Source organism: Corallibacter sp., assembly GCF_048381695.1.
Classification (GTDB): domain Bacteria; phylum Bacteroidota; class Bacteroidia; order Flavobacteriales; family Flavobacteriaceae; genus Corallibacter; species Corallibacter vietnamensis.
On record NZ_JBLXHI010000001.1, the window covers coordinates 561,140 to 577,889 of the forward strand.

19 protein-coding genes are annotated in these 16,750 nt (G+C 31.5%); all 19 read left to right on the forward strand.

The features are described 5' to 3' along the window. Positions 1–3: 3 nt before the first annotated feature. The 19 genes from gcvH (at position 4) to ACN5J3_RS02655 (ending at position 16,749) form a co-directional block, all read left to right on the forward strand. Positions 4–384 (forward strand): glycine cleavage system protein GcvH, encoded by a 381-nt coding sequence (gene gcvH / locus ACN5J3_RS02565; protein ID WP_418509073.1) that lies wholly within the window; start codon positions 4–6, stop codon positions 382–384. Further along, on the forward strand, positions 377–757 hold the full coding sequence (locus ACN5J3_RS02570) for a VanZ family protein (protein WP_418509074.1): 381 nt from the start codon (positions 377–379) through the stop codon (positions 755–757). The genes gcvH and ACN5J3_RS02570 overlap by 8 nt, the downstream gene beginning before the upstream one ends. Before the next feature lie 61 nt (positions 758–818). Then, entirely contained in the window at positions 819–1,535 is a 717-nt protein-coding gene (locus ACN5J3_RS02575; RefSeq protein WP_418509075.1) for an energy transducer TonB, read from the forward strand. Positions 1,536–1,649: 114 nt separating this feature from the next. Further along, positions 1,650–2,441, forward strand: a complete 792-nt coding sequence (locus tag ACN5J3_RS02580) for an energy transducer TonB (RefSeq protein WP_418510664.1) — start codon at positions 1,650–1,652, stop codon at positions 2,439–2,441. 117 nt (positions 2,442–2,558) lie between these two features. Beyond that, entirely contained in the window at positions 2,559–4,670 is a 2,112-nt protein-coding gene (locus ACN5J3_RS02585; RefSeq protein WP_418510665.1) for a gliding motility protein RemB, read from the forward strand. A 62-nt stretch (positions 4,671–4,732) separates the two neighbouring features. After that, a complete protein-coding gene (gene cyoE / locus ACN5J3_RS02590; RefSeq protein ID WP_418510666.1) occupies positions 4,733–5,626 on the forward strand; it encodes a heme o synthase in 894 nt (297 codons plus the stop codon). A gap of 5 nt (positions 5,627–5,631) precedes the next feature. Then, the gene (locus ACN5J3_RS02595; protein WP_418510667.1) at positions 5,632–6,213 is read left to right on the forward strand and encodes a cytochrome c oxidase subunit 3; all 582 of its coding nucleotides are present in this window, start codon (positions 5,632–5,634) and stop codon (positions 6,211–6,213) included. A gap of 126 nt (positions 6,214–6,339) precedes the next feature. Next, the gene (locus ACN5J3_RS02600; RefSeq protein WP_418510668.1) at positions 6,340–7,320 is read left to right on the forward strand and encodes a cytochrome c oxidase subunit 3; all 981 of its coding nucleotides are present in this window, start codon (positions 6,340–6,342) and stop codon (positions 7,318–7,320) included. 23 nt (positions 7,321–7,343) lie between these two features. After that, positions 7,344–7,727, forward strand: coding sequence for a cytochrome C oxidase subunit IV family protein (locus ACN5J3_RS02605; protein WP_418509081.1), 384 nt, complete (start codon positions 7,344–7,346; stop codon positions 7,725–7,727). A 145-nt stretch (positions 7,728–7,872) separates the two neighbouring features. Next, positions 7,873–8,592, forward strand: coding sequence for a hypothetical protein (locus tag ACN5J3_RS02610; protein ID WP_418510669.1), 720 nt, complete (start codon positions 7,873–7,875; stop codon positions 8,590–8,592). Beyond that, entirely contained in the window at positions 8,582–9,328 is a 747-nt protein-coding gene (locus tag ACN5J3_RS02615) for an SCO family protein (protein ID WP_418510670.1), read from the forward strand. Before ACN5J3_RS02610 ends, ACN5J3_RS02615 begins: the two co-directional genes overlap by 11 nt. After that, positions 9,321–9,857, forward strand: a complete 537-nt coding sequence (locus ACN5J3_RS02620; protein ID WP_418510671.1) for a DUF420 domain-containing protein — start codon at positions 9,321–9,323, stop codon at positions 9,855–9,857. Before ACN5J3_RS02615 ends, ACN5J3_RS02620 begins: the two co-directional genes overlap by 8 nt. Continuing rightward, positions 9,850–10,077, forward strand: coding sequence for a hypothetical protein (locus ACN5J3_RS02625; RefSeq protein WP_344727840.1), 228 nt, complete (start codon positions 9,850–9,852; stop codon positions 10,075–10,077). Before ACN5J3_RS02620 ends, ACN5J3_RS02625 begins: the two co-directional genes overlap by 8 nt. Then, positions 10,077–10,988 carry a carboxypeptidase-like regulatory domain-containing protein gene (locus tag ACN5J3_RS02630; RefSeq protein WP_418510672.1) on the forward strand — a complete coding sequence of 304 codons (912 nt, stop codon included), beginning with the start codon at positions 10,077–10,079 and terminating at the stop codon, positions 10,986–10,988. The genes ACN5J3_RS02625 and ACN5J3_RS02630 overlap by 1 nt, the downstream gene beginning before the upstream one ends. A 129-nt stretch (positions 10,989–11,117) precedes the next feature. Continuing rightward, on the forward strand, positions 11,118–11,819 hold the full coding sequence (locus ACN5J3_RS02635) for an ABC transporter ATP-binding protein (RefSeq protein WP_344727848.1): 702 nt from the start codon (positions 11,118–11,120) through the stop codon (positions 11,817–11,819). Beyond that, the gene (locus ACN5J3_RS02640) at positions 11,812–13,041 is read left to right on the forward strand and encodes an ABC transporter permease (RefSeq protein WP_418509087.1); all 1,230 of its coding nucleotides are present in this window, start codon (positions 11,812–11,814) and stop codon (positions 13,039–13,041) included. Before ACN5J3_RS02635 ends, ACN5J3_RS02640 begins: the two co-directional genes overlap by 8 nt. A gap of 1 nt (position 13,042) precedes the next feature. Continuing rightward, positions 13,043–14,287 carry an ABC transporter permease gene (locus ACN5J3_RS02645; protein WP_418510673.1) on the forward strand — a complete coding sequence of 415 codons (1,245 nt, stop codon included), beginning with the start codon at positions 13,043–13,045 and terminating at the stop codon, positions 14,285–14,287. 22 nt (positions 14,288–14,309) lie between these two features. Further along, positions 14,310–15,422 carry an efflux RND transporter periplasmic adaptor subunit gene (locus tag ACN5J3_RS02650; RefSeq protein WP_418510674.1) on the forward strand — a complete coding sequence of 371 codons (1,113 nt, stop codon included), beginning with the start codon at positions 14,310–14,312 and terminating at the stop codon, positions 15,420–15,422. Further along, on the forward strand, positions 15,409–16,749 hold the full coding sequence (locus tag ACN5J3_RS02655; RefSeq protein ID WP_418510675.1) for a TolC family protein: 1,341 nt from the start codon (positions 15,409–15,411) through the stop codon (positions 16,747–16,749). The genes ACN5J3_RS02650 and ACN5J3_RS02655 overlap by 14 nt, the downstream gene beginning before the upstream one ends. Position 16,750 lies beyond the last annotated feature (1 nt).

Below are 16,750 nucleotides of genomic sequence, written 5' to 3' on the forward strand. Positions count from 1 at the left end.
CTAATGAATATTCCAGCAGATTTAAAGTACACAAAAGACCACGAATGGGTTAAGATAGATGGTGATGTAGCAACAATAGGTATTACTGATTTTGCTCAAAGCGAACTAGGAGATATTGTTTATGTAGAAGTCGAAACAGTAGACGAAACACTAGATGCAGAAGAGATTTTTGGTACAGTAGAAGCCGTAAAAACCGTGTCAGATTTATTTTTACCAGTATCTGGTGAAATAATAGAGTTTAACGAATCTCTAGAAGACGAACCAGAAAAAGTAAATTCAGACCCTTATGGAGATGGCTGGATGATAAAAGTAAAGTGTTCTGATACTTCAGAGTTTGATAACTTAATGTCTGCAAGTGATTATAAAGATTTGATAGGTGCATAATAAATCTGCGTTACTCATTTCAATAGGATATACCATTGTGCTCACAACACTTTGCCTAATCACTATTGATTTTGATAGCGTAGACGATGTAGCACCATCATATAGTGATAAAATTTTTCATTTTTTATCCTATACCATTTTAACCTCACTATGGTATTACACTATAAAAAAGCAGTTTAAACTAAAGCCAATAAAAGCTTTAGCTTACGTTAGTGTAGCAGCAATAATTTTTGGTATAATAGTTGAGGTATTACAAGAAGTATTCACAAGCACAAGAGTTTTTGATGTTTTTGACATCCTATCAAACACAGTAGGAGTACTTATAGCAGTTATAATACTGTTATATAAAATAAAAACAGAAGTTAAAAAATAATAATCGTTTGCTTTTTTGCCAGATAAATGGTTATTTTAGCAATCAGGAAAAAAAGAATAATATGGAACCTAAAAAAAATCCTAAAGCAAATGTAGGTAGAAACAGTTCACTGTTTTTTGCAATTGGTCTTGCATTAATGTTATTTTTAGCAAACTATGCTATAAATTATAAAACCTATGACAAAGTAACTGTAGATATAGGTAAATTAAACCTAGATGAAGAATTAGAAGAAGAAGTTCCAATTACTGAAACACTTCAAACACCACCACCGCCACCACCGCCACCAGCAGCACCAGAAGTTATTGAGGTTGTTGAAGACGAAGAAGAAGTGGAAGAAACAGTTATAGAATCTACAGAAACAAGTCAAGAAGAAGAAATTGTAGAAGTAGAAGAAGTAGAAGTAGAAGAAGTAGAAGAAGACGTTGAAGTACCTTTTGCAATTATTGAAAATGTACCAGTTTTTCCTGGATGTGAAAAAGGAGATAACAATGCTAAAAAAGCATGTATGAACGAAAAGATAAATAAGTTTATCGCTAGAAAGTTTAATACAGATTTAGCTCAAGATTTAGGACTATCAGGAGTACAAAAAATTAGTGTATTCTTTAAAATTGATAAAAACGGAAACATTGTAGATGTTAAGTCAAGAGCTCCACACCCAAAATTAGAGCAAGAAGCACAACGTGTAGTAAATATGCTACCTAAAATGAAACCTGGAATGCAAAGAGGTAAAGCTGTAAGAGTACCTTACTACTTACCAATTAAATTCCAAGTGCAGTAAATACTCACGTTTTTGTAAAAAATTAAAATCCCGTTATAAACTTTATAACGGGATTTCTTTTTTGGTATGCTTATTGTGATTTTATAATAATATTAACATTTAAACTATATTATTATGAATTCTATTAAAAAGAATCACGAGCTCATTCGCCAAAATGAGTCTCGTACAAAAAAGCCACAAAAGCATGATGCAAATTTACAAAAAAACTCAACGCTCTATTTTCAAATAGGACTAATACTGTCTCTGTTTGTAACCTATGGGTTGTTTCAAATGACATTTAAAACAAAAACTTACGCAGCAGAAGTTATTCATGACCTTCCACAAGAAGATCTTTATGTTTATAATGAAACGTATGCGGTTTATGAAGAGCAACCTGAAAAACAACAGGAAACAAAGCGTAGTTATGATCCCTATCTAACACCAGACGTTGTTGACAATGATGATGATTCTCAAGAGGAATCCGAGATTTTTCCACAAACAACTTCAGATGAACCAGTTCTCGACCCAGGAAGTGTTACTGTTTACGAACCACCGGTAGATCTACCTCCTATGAATGTTATGCTAGTAGAACAAGTGCCAATTTTTCCTGGTTGCGAATATGCAATATCAAATGAAGAACGACGCGAATGCTTGTCTCAAAAAATGTCAAAATTCGTTCAAAAAAAATTTAATACTGATTTAGCACAAGATTTGGGGCTTTCAGGAATTCAAAGAATCAATGTGCTTTTTAAAATTGATAAAAACGGACACGTAGTAGATATAAAGTCTAGAGCACCACATCCACAATTAGAAAAAGAAGCAAACAAGGTTATAGAAAAACTACCTCAAATGACACCAGGAAAACATGGTGAAAAAAATGTAGAAGTACTTTATGCATTACCAATTCGGTTTGATGTGCGAAATTAAAGCTATTACATAATGTTATTTTTTATAAGCCGTTATTAAGTATTTAGATAACGGCTTTTTATATGGCTGTTATTAAAAAAATAGTATCTTTCAACATTCAAATTCATACGTATCAACATGAAGAAATTTGTAATAATAAGCTTTCTATTTATTCAATATAGTTTTTTAGCACAAACCAATTTTTTATACGAAAAACCACCAACATTTTCCGAGTGTGAAAATGTAGATATTGAGATGTTGCAATCATGTTTCGATAATAAAATTTTCACACATATATTTAATACGTTTAATGTTCCTGAAACGGTAACTTCAGAAAACTATAAAGGCGATGTCGTTGTGCTTTTTGAAGTTGATAAAGAAGGAAATTTTAGAGTTATTTATGTTGATGCTGTATACGAATCGCTTAAAGAAGAAGCTAAACGTGTTTTTGATGAATTGCCTAAAATAAAGCCTGCAACTTATAACGGTAACCCAACATTTAAGCAATATTCTATTCCTATTAAAATTCCGTTGGTAAACCAAGCTGTTACAACCCAAGATTTGTCAAAATCACCAGCAGATCCTAATGAACTAACAGCGTTAGAGAAAGCTTCAAAAACCGAGTATGATAGTGTAAATAAAAAGTTGAAGCCGTACTCAAGAAAAGAATATGAAAGTCAGCTAAATATTCCGTTTACACACAGTTATTATTCTAGATTTGACCGAAGCGTAAATTTAGTTGGTACTAATAGCCATACAGCTTCAAAGCCTTATGTTTATGAAGATGTTTCAAGATATTATGATTTCAAAGCAGAAAAAGATTCGTTAAAAAAAGGATCAGATTCTTTTGTGTCAAGAAAATTATGGAACGAACGCTTGGTACGTGTTGAGGCTAAACATTATTGGTTTGCAATAGACCCTATTTTTGATTTTGAAGTAGGAAAAGACACTGATGCAAGTTTTGGAACAACATATAATAATACTCGAGGCGTAAATATTCAAGGAGGTTTAGGAAAGAAATTTAATTTTTATGCATCGGTTTTTGAAAGTCAAGGCCGCTTTCCTGAATACTATAATCAATATGCTGAATCAATAAAAGCCGTTGATGAAGCAGGTATTGTGCCGGGCAGAGGTATTGCAAAACGATTTAATACAGATGCCTTTGATTATCCAGTAGCTGAAGCTTATCTATCTTACACACCAGTATCGTTTTTTAACGTACAGTTTGGTCACGGTAAAAACTTTATTGGCGATGGTTATAGGTCCTTATTTGTTAGTGATGTAGCAAGTCCTTCGCCTTTTTTAAAACTGAACACCACCTTTTGGAAAATAAAATATACCAATACATGGATGTGGCTTAAAGACGTAAGACCAAGTGCTACTGATATAAACGGGGCTTACTTAAGTAAGTATATGGCAACACACTTTTTAAGTTGGAATGCTACCAAACGATTAAATATTGGTTTTTTTGAATCTGTTATTTGGGCTAAAACAGCTAATAGAGGTTTTGATATCAATTATATTAATCCTATTATATTTTACCGAGCAATAGAGTTTGAAACAGGCCAAGATTCAGGAAATGCTATTATGGGGCTTTCAGCGAAATATAAAATAAATGATAACATTAATGTTTATGGGCAGTTTATTTTGGACGAATTTTCGTTGAGTGATGTATCTTCAGGAAATAAAAGTTGGAAAAATAAAAACGGGTACCAATTAGGAATAAAATATTATAATGCTTTTAAACTAAAAAATTTAATGCTTCAAGCAGAGTATAACCGTGTAAGACCTTATACATACTCTCATAATACTACTTTTTTAAACTATGGGCATAATAACCAATCTATGGCGCATCTTTGGGGGGCAAACTTTAGTGAGTTTATCCTTATAGGACGTTATCATTATAAACGTTGGTTTGGTAATGCAAAACTTGTTGTTGGCGAGCGTGGTTTTGATTTTAATGACGGTTTAGACGACTTTAGTTACGGTGGAGATATTTACCGTAATTATAATGAGAGACCTTATGATACAGGTGTAGTTATTGGTCAAGGTAATAATACAACCACTTTTTTTGGAAACTTACAAGCAGGTTATGTTATAAACCCAGCAACAAACTTAAGAATCTTTGCTGATGTAACTTTTAGAGACTTTAATCCTGAAGCGCAAACAGTATCAACCTTTAAATCTAATACGGTTTGGTTTAATTTTGGAATCCGTACCGATTTATTTAATTGGTATTTTGATTTGTAGAATTAACTTTTCAAAGTATCTTTGCAGTCGCAATATAATCAGCGATAAAGCAAGATATCACTTTGGGTAAAACAATTACTTCAACAGCAAGACCATCACTAATTTCAGACTTCAAAGAAATTACAAAAATTCGCTTGTCTGTAAGTGTCGTGTTTTCATCGTTAGCTGGATATTTACTAGGTATTGAAACAGTAAACTATCAGACTTTATTATTGCTTGCACTTGGCGGCTATTTTATGGTAGGAGCCTCTAATGCTTTCAATCAAATTATAGAAAAAGATCTTGATGCGTTAATGAAACGTACAAAAAACAGACCTATTCCTTCTGGGCGTATGTCAGTATCTACAGCATTTGTAATTGCTTGTGTTTTTACAATTTTAGGGATAGCTATTTTGTATGTTATTAACCCTAAAACAGCTATGTTTGGTGCTATTTCTATATTTTTATATACATGTGCTTATACACCGTTAAAAACTAAAACACCACTAGCTGTTTTTGTTGGAGCTATTCCAGGAGCAATTCCATTTATGTTAGGTTGGGTTGCCGCAACAAATGATTTTGGTATTGAGCCAGGCACTTTGTTTGCAATTCAGTTTTTTTGGCAATTTCCTCATTTTTGGGCCATAGGTTGGTTTTTGTTTGACGATTATAAGAAAGGTGGCTTTTTTATGTTGCCAACAGGAAAGCAAGACAAAGGTACAGCCGTACAAACAATCATGTATACTGTTTGGACAATTTTAGTCTCAATTGTACCAGTATTTGGTTTTACAGGCCGATTATATTTAACGCCAATATCTGCTATTGTTGTGTTTTTGCTAGGGTTAGGTATGTTATATTACGCAATTCAATTATACAAAAAAATGACTGTTGTAGCAGCACGACAACTTATGCTGGCTAGTGTTTCTTACATCACATTACTTCAAATAGTATACGTATTAGATAAATTTTTAAGATAAAAACCATGGATTTAACCCAAGGAACAATACAAGAAAAAACAGGTAGAGCAAAAAAAATGATGCTTTGGTTTGGCATTATTTCATTAGTAATGTCATTTGCAGGCTGGACAAGTGCGTTTGTTGTAAGTAGCACCAGACCAGATTGGTTAAGCGATTTTGAAATGCCTGAAGCGTTTATGATAAGTGTTGTTATTATGCTTGTAAGTAGTGTAACACTACTTGTAGCAAAATATGCTTTAAAAAATAACAATAGACCATTAGCAACGAGTATGTTGCTAGTTACTTTTGCTTTAGGAATTATTTTTATTTACAACCAGTTTTCTGGATTTAGAGATATCATCAAAGCAGGATATAATTTTACAGGCCCAACAAGTAATGTAACAATGTCTTACATTTATCTTATTGCAATTGTGCATATATTGCACGTTGTAGTTGGTTTAATTTGCTTGTTAGTAGTAGTTATAAACCATTTTAGAAATAAATACACAGCAGAAAACATGTTAGGGTTTGAACTAGCTGCAACATTTTGGCATTTTGTTGATATTCTGTGGTTATACTTATTTTTCTTTTTATACTTTTTTAAATAAATAATATTATAAAATAATCAACTAAAGCGATATCTTATTTAGAGTCTTTAAAATTTAGCAAGGGATATTTCTTTAGAAAAATAAAATGATTATTTTTGTGCAACTTTTAATAACTAAACCAAACATATGGATACTACAGTTGTAAATACTGGTACAGAAGGTAAAACTTGGGGTGGAGGAAACGAGCCTTTAAAGGCGAGTTATGGAAAAATGATGATGTGGTTTTTCATCGTTTCTGATGCTTTAACGTTTTCTGGGTTTTTAGCTGCCTACGGGTTTTCAAGATTTAAATTTATTGACTATTGGCCTATAGCTGATGAAGTGTTTACTCACGTTCCGTTTTTACATGGGCAAGAATTACCTATGATTTACGTAGCGTTTATGACATTTATACTTATTATGTCATCTGTAACTATGGTACTTGCTGTTGATGCAGGTCATCATATGAACAAGGCTAAAGTAACCTTGTATATGTTCTTAACCATTATTGGTGGTGTAATATTTGTTGGTTCTCAAGCTTGGGAATGGGCAACATTTATTAAAGGAGATTATGGTGCTATTGAAACAAAAGGAGGAAACATTCTTCAATTGGTAGATACAGATGGACATAGAGTCGCATTAAGAGATGTAGCATTAATTGAGCATAAAGAAAGAACAACTCACGAGCGTAAAAATGGTATTTGGTTTGTTGGTGAAACTGAATTGCCAGCTTATACTGTAGATGAGGTTATAAACGGTGTTGTTGCAAATGAAAATGTTTTAGTAAGAACACAGTTGCTTAATGAAGAAGGTCATAAAACAGTACTTTCAAGAGAAGAATCTATTAAAGAACTTAAAAATCATGGAGCTGTTATTGTTGAAGGAGCTAACTTACAACATAATGAGTATGGTTCTCCTTTATTTGCAGACTTCTTTTTCTTCATCACAGGATTTCACGGATTCCACGTACTTTCAGGAGTCGTGTTAAACATTATTATTTTCTTTAACGTAATAATTGGAACTTACGAAAGAAGAAAAAGCTACGAAATGGTTGAGAAAGTAGGTCTTTATTGGCACTTTGTAGATTTAGTTTGGGTATTTGTATTTACATTCTTCTACCTAGTTTAATTAATTAGATAATATCATTCAAAATGGCAGACGCACATAAATTAGAAATATTTAGAGGATTAGTTAAATTCAAATCTAATCAACAAAAAATTTGGGGAGTATTAATTTTACTTTCTATTATCACAGCGATTGAAGTAGTTTTAGGTATCTATAAGCCTGAAGCTTTAAATGAGCACTTTATTGGAATGAAAATTCTTAATTGGATTTTTATAATCTTAACAATAGTAAAAGCATATTATATCACTTGGGATTTTATGCACATGAGAGATGAAACAGCAGGATTAAGACGCGTTGTTGTATGGACAGCTGTATTCTTAATTTGTTACCTAGTTTTCATATTATTACAAGAAGGTGGTTATGTACAGAGCGTTTATGAAAACGGATACATAAAACAACACGGGTTTTAATAATAGAACAACGTTAAATAGATAAAAAAGGCGGTTTTTTAAACCGCCTTTTTTTATTTTTGCATATCAATAACAAACACTTTATGCTGTTCTTAAAAAGCAAAACATATAGTGTTTATTTATATGTAAATAAAAATATACTTACATGATATCAAAACAAGTAAAAAGAAATCTGATACTAGGAATTTTGTTTTTTCTTCCAGTTACATTTTTATTGTTTCTATATCCAGCAAAGCATAATTACAATGCGCTAGATGTTGTAAAACCTCAAGTTAGCGAGCTTGTTAATTTTTCAACAGAAGAAGGCTTGCCTGTAAATTTAGAAAATCACTTAACCGTATTAAGCTTTTTTGGTAGTAATCCAAAATCCAGACTTACCGAAGCCTTAAACCTTAAAGAACTAGTTTACGATAAGTTTAAAGGTTTTAAAACCTTTAAAATAGTTGTTGTTTTACCTAATGAGGCAAAACATCAATTAGCAAGTTTAAAGCAAGAAATAATGAAGTACGAGGCATTAGAGTATTGGCAATTTGCATTTGCAGATGGGCAATCTATTCAGGCTTTTTTTAATAGTTTAAATGCTAATTTTAAACTAGATGACAATCTTTCTTCAAGTAATGTTTTTATAATTGATAAGGAATTAAACCAGAGAGGTCGTCTAGATGATCGTACAGATAAGGAGATAGAAAAGCAAGCAGCTATATATCCATTATATTCATATAATTGTATAGAAGTAGCCGAACTTAAAAATAAAATGAGTGAAGATATGCGCGTTTTATTTACAGAATATAGACAAAAACGTAAAGGGAATTTTGACTCAAATACCAGAAGAGCAAACGATTTAAAAACACATCATGAGCGATAAAACAAATTATTCATACGTAGGCATTGCATTTATCATATTAGTATTTGGAATTATTTTTATTCCAAAAATTATTGATAGAGTAAAAAACAATGACATTACTCGTAACGATAGAATGAGCCAAGGTCAAGATAATAACTTTAGCGATGATTCTGCTTTAGAGTTTATTAAAATAAACGGGGAACCTAAAAAAGTGCCAGCCTTTACTTTTACAGATCAAAACGGAAAGACAATTACCGAAAAAGATTATTTAGGTAAAGTTTATGTTGTTGAATTCTTTTTTACAACATGCCCAACAATTTGTCCTAAAATGAATAAGAATTTAGTACAAATTCAAAATGCTTTTAAAGAGTTCGAAAATTTTGGTGTTGCATCTTTTACAATCAATCCGGATTATGATACAACCGAGGTTTTAAAGGCTTATGCAGACCAATATGGTATTACAAATCCTAATTGGCATTTAATGACAGGAGATGAAGAAGCTATTTACAAATTAGCTAATCAAGGATTTAATATCTATGTAGGCGAAAATGAAAACATTGATGGTGGTTTTGAGCATTCTGGAAATTTTGCACTTATTGATAAAAATGGTTTCATAAGATCAAGAAAAGACAACTTTGATAATCCTAAAATTTTCTATTCTGGTGTTATTAGTCAAGAAGAAAAGGTTGATGAAGACGGTCAAAAAGAAGAAATTACCATGCTAAAAGAAGACATAAAAAAACTATTAAATGAATAATCAGGAGACACTTCAAGACGAAAAAAAATACAATAAATGGATTGTTGTATTGTCAGTACTAATACCTATTGTAGTAGCTGTATTATTTGGAATTAAAATCCCTAATGTTGAGCCTTTAACATTTTTGCCTCCTATTTATGCAACCATTAATGCAATCACAGCAATAGTGTTAATTATAGCTTTTTGGGCAATAAAAACAAAAAAACAAGCACTTCATGAAAAGCTAATGAAATTTGCCATTATGCTTTCAGTTGCTTTTTTAGCTATGTATGTAGCTTATCATATGACTAGTGATTCAACAAAATTTGGAGGCGAAGGTATTGTAAAATACATGTATTATTTTATTCTGATAACACACATTTTGTTATCCATCATTATTATACCTTTTGTGTTAATTACTTATGTGCGTGCAATAACTAAAAACTTTGAGCGTCATAAAAAAATAGCACGTATAGCATTCCCGTTGTGGTTGTATGTTGCTACCACAGGTGTAATTGTTTATGTTATGATCTCTCCTTACTATGTATAATTTAAAGCGAAATATATTAGTTCTTGTTTTTACAGTAATAAGTTTTGTTAGTGCCAATGCGCAGTGTGCTATGTGTCGTGCTGTTTTAGAAAGTGAAGAAGGGCAAGCCACAGCAAAAGGAATTAATGATGGTATTATTTACCTTATGGCAATACCCTATATTTTAGTAGGTGGAATAGGTTTTTTTATTTACAGAAAATTTAGAACCAAAAAAAAATAATGAAATATCTGTTTTGTGTTTTCTTTGGGTTAGTTGTACTAAACAATATACAAGCACAAAACATTTCTGGACGAATCACAGCTGTAAATAATGAGCCATTACCATATTCTAATGTAAGTATTCTGAATAAAAACATAGGCACATCGGCTGATAGTTTAGGAGTTTTTAATTTTAATGTTAGTAAACATTTAGGTGATACAATATTTGTTTCTCAATTAGGATACCAGACTAAAAAAATTCCAGTAAACTCTCTAATTAATCAAAGCTTTGTAAAGATTATACTTTTAGAATCGCAATCTATTTTAGATGAAGTTCTTATTTCCAATAAAAAAAAGACCTATACATCAGTAAAAACTTTAGGAGTTAATCGTAGTAAAATAAAATTTAGATCTTCTGTGCCTTATGGTTATGAGCGATGCTTGTATATAGAAAACAAAGAAGGTAAAAAAGGCAAGCTATCATGGGTTTCTTTTGATCTTAAAAAGAAAAAACCTAGAGAAGGTTATGATATGTTTCCTACATATTATAGAATTAAATTTTATGAATTTAATAAAGCCAAAAACATTCCAGATAAGCCACTGTCAAGTTTTGATAGTATCATAAAGCCAAAAAATAAAAACCAGAAGGTAACTATAAATCTTAATGAGACTTATATTCCGTTTTCCAATTCAGGAATTTGTGCTTGTATAGAGGCAATAAATCCAAAACCTAATCAGCCTAAAAAAACTATGTATCTCACTGCGCCAAACTTGGTTGTAACTTATAATGAGGAAGCACTTACTTGGTCAAGTTACAGAGGGCAATTATGGACACATATGACAAGAAAAATGAAATGGAAAGCCTTTGGTAAAACAAGTTATTACTACGCAAATCCAATGATGAAAATAGGCGTTCAGTTTGAAAAACAGTAATGTACTTTATTAAATGTTTAACACTTATAAAAACACCTCTCAATAAATATTATTTATTTTTATTGTAACATTCTAGGCTGTTTATAGTCTAATGTGTATAAGACTAAACAATCAATCAAAATATTTGGTATGTTAAACATCCGAAAACTACATAAATCTTACCCAATAGGAGATTCTAGTTTGCATGTATTAAAAGGTATTGATCTTTCTGTAAAAGAAGGAGAAATGGTTGCAATTATGGGATCTTCTGGTTCTGGAAAATCTACATTGCTAAATATTATAGGAATGCTAGACGAAGCAGATGAAGGCGATTACATTCTAGACGAAGTTCCTATTAAAAACCTTACTGAAAAGAAAGCAGCCATTTATAGAAATAAATTTCTAGGATTTATATTTCAATCATTTAATCTTATAAACTATAAAAACGCTCTTGAAAACGTAGCGCTACCATTATATTATCAAGGTATGAAACGTTCTGAAAGACAAGAAAAGGCATTGTTTCATTTAGAAAAAGTAGGTCTAAAAGATTGGGCACACCATTTACCTAATGAGTTATCAGGAGGTCAAAAACAACGTGTTGCAATTGCTAGAGCTTTAGCAGCAAATCCTAAATTATTATTAGCAGATGAGCCTACAGGTGCTTTAGATACTAAAACGTCTCATGAAATTATGGCGTTTATTCAGCAATTAAATGATGAAGGTAAAACCATACTCATGGTAACTCACGAAGAAGATATAGCAAGCATGTGTAAGCGAGTTGTTCGTTTAAAAGATGGTGTTATTATGGAAGATGCTTTTGTAGAACAAGTAAGAGCAGAACAATATGTTTGATTTAGATCTTTGGCGTGAAATATTTCAAAGTATAAATAAAAATAGAACACGAAGTCTATTATCAGGATTTACAGTGGCGTTTGCTATTTTATTATTTGCAATACTATTTGGTTTAGCCAAAGGTTTAGAAAACACGTTTTCTGACGCCTTTAATGATGATGCTAATAATGCAATTTTTATTTACGCAGGCAGAACAGCAAAGGCACATAAAGGATTACAAGCAGGCAGACGTATTCAGTTTAAAAATGAAGACTATGACTATGTAAAGGAAGAGTTTTCAGATAAAGTACAATACATCACAGCACGAATTTATAGAAATGTTACTGCAACATTTAGAAACGAAAAAAATAGCTACTCTGTAAGAGCCGTTCATCCAGATCATCAATATCTAGAAATGACCTCTATAAAAGAAGGACGTTATATCAATCAGCGTGATATAGATGAAAAATCTAAAGTTGTAGTTATTGGCCGATTGGTTGAAGAAGACTTATTTCTTAAAACAACAGCTTTAGGAAAGTATATAAACCTTAATGGCATTCAATATAAAGTTGTAGGTATATTCACTGATGAAGGAAACGATAACGAAGAGCGTTTAATTTACATGCCGGTATCTACTGCGCAGCGTATTTATGGTAATAATGACTATATAGATCAAATTAACTTGACCTATAATCCTGAAATGGATTATGACGAAGCCATTAGTTTTGGTAGAACCATTACCAATAAAATGAAAGACCGTTTTGATGTGGCTTCTTCAGATCAAAGAGCTATAAGAATTCAAAACATGGCTGAAGCCAACAAAAATGTTGGACAAATGACAGGAGCTTTAGGAATTATAATTTTAATCATAGGTTTTGGTACACTAATAGCAGGTGTTGTAGGAATAAGTAACATTATGATTTTTATAGTAAAAGAGCGTACTAAAGAAATCGGTATTCGTAAAGCATTAGGTGCTACGCCAAAATCTATAATTTCTATAATTTTAATAGAATCTATTCTTATTACTGCCATAGCTGGTTATGTTGGTTTATTAGTAGGAATGGGTATTTTAGAATGGGCAGGACCTATGCTAGAAACATATTTTATAAAAGATCCAAGCGTAAAACCTTCATTGATAATAGGTGCAACTATCACATTAATTTTAGCAGGTTCTATAGCAGGATATTTACCAGCAAAAAAAGCATCACAAATAAAACCTATTGTAGCATTAAGAGACGACTAATATGTTTAAATTTTTAACAGATAGAGATACCTGGCAAGAGGTTTTTGATAGTTTAAGCAAAAACAAACTTCGTTCTATACTTACTATGGTAGGCGTTTGGTGGGGCATTTTATTGCTTATAGGTTTATTAGGCTCTGCTCGAGGTTTAGAGAATGCATTTAATAGACTTTTTGGAGATTTTGCAACAAATAGTGTTTTTATTTGGGGGCAAAATACAAGTAAACCATTCAAAGGTTTTCAAGAAGGAAAACAAGTAATGTTATCATTGTCTGATGCCAGAAAAGTAGAAGAGAATATAGAAGGAATTGAGTTTGTCGTGCCTAGAAATCAAAACCAGGCAACTGTAGTTCGCAATTTTTTATCAGGAACATTTGGTATCAATGGTGATTATCCTCTTCTAGATAAAGTACAAAAGAAAAAGCTTATCCATGGGCGATTTATAAATCAAAATGATATCGATAATAACAGAAAAGTAGTTGTTATTTCTGAAAATGTCTATAAACAACTTTTTGAAAAAGATGAGCAAGCCATGGGAGAGCTCATTCAAATCAATGAAATGAACTTTTTGGTTATTGGTATTTTTGAAGATGGTAATATGAATATGGGACCATCATCAGATATGCATATTCCATTTACAACATTCCAACAAATATACAATCAAGGTGATCGTATAGGCTGGATGATGATAACAGGAAAACCAGATTTTGATATAAAACAAATAGAAGAAGATTCTAAATTATTACTTAAAAACTTAAACCGTATTCACCCTAAAGATAACCGAGCTTTTGGAAGTTTTAATTTAGGAAACGAATTTGCTAAAATGACAGGTTTCTTAACAGGAATGCAATTTTTAACTTGGTTTGTAGGTATAGCAACACTTATAGCAGGTGTATTTGCTATAGGCAATATATTACTTATAACAGTAAAAGAACGTACCAAAGAAATAGGAGTAAGGCGAGCATTAGGCGCAACACCTTATGAAATAAAACGACAAATATTAGTAGAAGCCGTTTTTATTACCCTATTAGCTGGTTTTATGGGAATAATAAGTGGCGGCTGGATACTTATTGCTATGGATGCTGCTTTTGGGCAAGGCGACGACGCAGCTATTGTAAACGCATCAGTTTCTATTACAGTTGTTTTTGTGGCTCTTATTATTTTGGTAGTTTTAGGCACTTTAATAGGGCTTATTCCAGCGTTCAAAGCCACAAGTATAAAACCTATAGAAGCATTAAGAGAAGAATAGAATAATCAATCATAAATTTAAAATGAATAAAACAGTAAAAATAATTATTGGTATAGTACTACTAGTGCTATTTGTTTTGGTAATAAAATACTTTAAAGACTCCAACTCTAAAGAAGTAGAGGAATTTAAAGTAGAAGAACCTTTTTACACGTCTATAAAGACAAAAGTAGTGGCTACTGGAAAGCTTAATCCAGAAGAAGAAATTGCACTTAAACCTCAAATTTCTGGTATTGTAGACAAAATTATGGTAGAAGAAGGTGATGTTGTAAAAAAAGGAGATTTAATAGCAAAAATTAGAGTTGTGCCTAATGAACAAAGTTTGGTAAGTGCAAACAGTCGAATAAAAACAGAGCAATTATCTTACAACAACGCAAAAACACTTTATGATAGAAACAAAACCCTATTTGATAAAGGCGTTATATCAAAACAAGATTTTGAGAACAGTGAGCTATCTCTAAACCAAGCAAGAGAATCTCTAAACCAAGCACAAAATGATTATCAAATTATAAGACAAGGATCGCTTTCAGGAGGCAGTTCTGCAAACACAAACATTATAGCCCAAATATCTGGAACTGTATTAGAAATCCCTGTTAGAGAAGGAGATCAAGTAATAGAAAGTAACAACTTTAACGAAGGTACTACAATTGCTTTAGTAGCAGATATGAGCAAAATGATTTTTGAAGGAAAAGTTGATGAGGCTGAAGTAGGAAAACTAGAAGAAGGCAAAGAAATTATTGTAGTTTTAGGAGCGATAAATGAAAAAGAGTTTCCTGCAAAACTTACATTTGTAGCTCCAAAGGGATTAGAAGAAAACGGAGCCGTACAATTTACTATTAAAGCAGATGTACAAGTAGAACAATCTACAAAAATAAGAGCAGGATATAGTGCAAATGCTGAAATTGAAATGGAAAGCAAGGATAGTATTCTAGTAATAAAAGAAGCGTTATTACAATTTAATAGAATTACAGAAAAACCTTATGTTGAAATTAAAAAAGACGACGGCTCATACGAAGAAAAATATGTTGAGTTAGGTATTTCTGACGGAATTAATGTAGAAATAGTAGAAGGTGTTGCAGAAGGCGATAAAATTAAAGTGTGGAATAAAGCATCAAAAGATAACAATGATGAAAATTAATAAACTACTAGCAGGTGCTGTTTTATTTGCAGCTGTCTCTTTTAATAGCTTTTCTCAAGAAAAAAAATGGACATTAAAAGAATGTGTAGATTATGCTTTAGAGAATAATATAACAATAAAGCAAGGAGAAAATACACTATTGTCAAATGAACAAGATATTATAGCTGCAAAAGGTAACTTTTTACCATCTGTGAGTGGAAGTTTAGGAGAAAGATTAAGTATTGGTTCAGGATTTGATCAAGTAACAAATCAAAGGATTAATAACCAAACAACACATTCGTTTAGTTATAATCTTGGAGTTAATCAAAATGTTTTTAACGGATTTAGAACATTAAACCTTTACAAGCAATCACAACTGAATCTAGAAATAAATAAGCTAGAATTAGCTAGAATTAAAGATGATATTTCATTAAACGTAGTTAATGCTTATTTGAATGTCTTGTTTAATATTGAAAATTTAGAGACAGCAAAAGCACAATATGAGTTTTCAAAAAAGCAATTAGACCAAGTGAAATCATTAGTAGATGCAGGCGTTCAGCCAAGAGCAAATATTTATGATTCTGAAGCAACATTAAGTACTGACGAACAAAATGTAACAATAGCAGAGAATAATTATACACTATCATTATTATCATTATCTCAATTGCTTCAAGTTCCTTTTGAAGGTTTTGATGTTGCAGTTATTGAGATAGGCTCTCCATCAGAAGCGTTACTATATAACAGTGTAGATCCGGTTTTAGATTATGCTATGGCTAATAGAAATGAAATTAAAGTTGCTGAAAAAAATATTGAGAATGCAGAATTAAGCACTGAAATATCTAAATCAGGTTATTATCCATCTGTCGGTTTTAGTTATGGTTTTGGTTCCGTTTGGAGTGAATCTAAAAATGATTTTCAAAAACAAGCTTTTTTTAGAGAGCTTGATGTTAACAAAGGTCATACATTCAATTTAAGTGTGTCAATTCCTATTTTTTCAAGATTTCAAAACAAAACTGCAGTTGCTAAATCTTTAATTCAGGAGAATAATAGTAAGCTTAATTTAGATCAAGCAAAACTAAATTTAGAATCTAACGTGCAACGAGCTTTTACAGATGCTCAAGCAGCATTTAAAGCGTTTTTAGCAGCAAAAAAATCATTAGAATCACAAGAATTAGCTTTTGAAAACTCTCAAGAGCGTTATAATATTGGAGCGATGAATGCATTTGATTTAGAACAGACAAGAATTAGATTAGTAAATGCTCAAGCTTCATTGATAAATGCAAAATATGATTTTGTATTTAAAACAAAAGTATTAGATTTCTACCTTGGTAAACCTTTGACAGAATAAT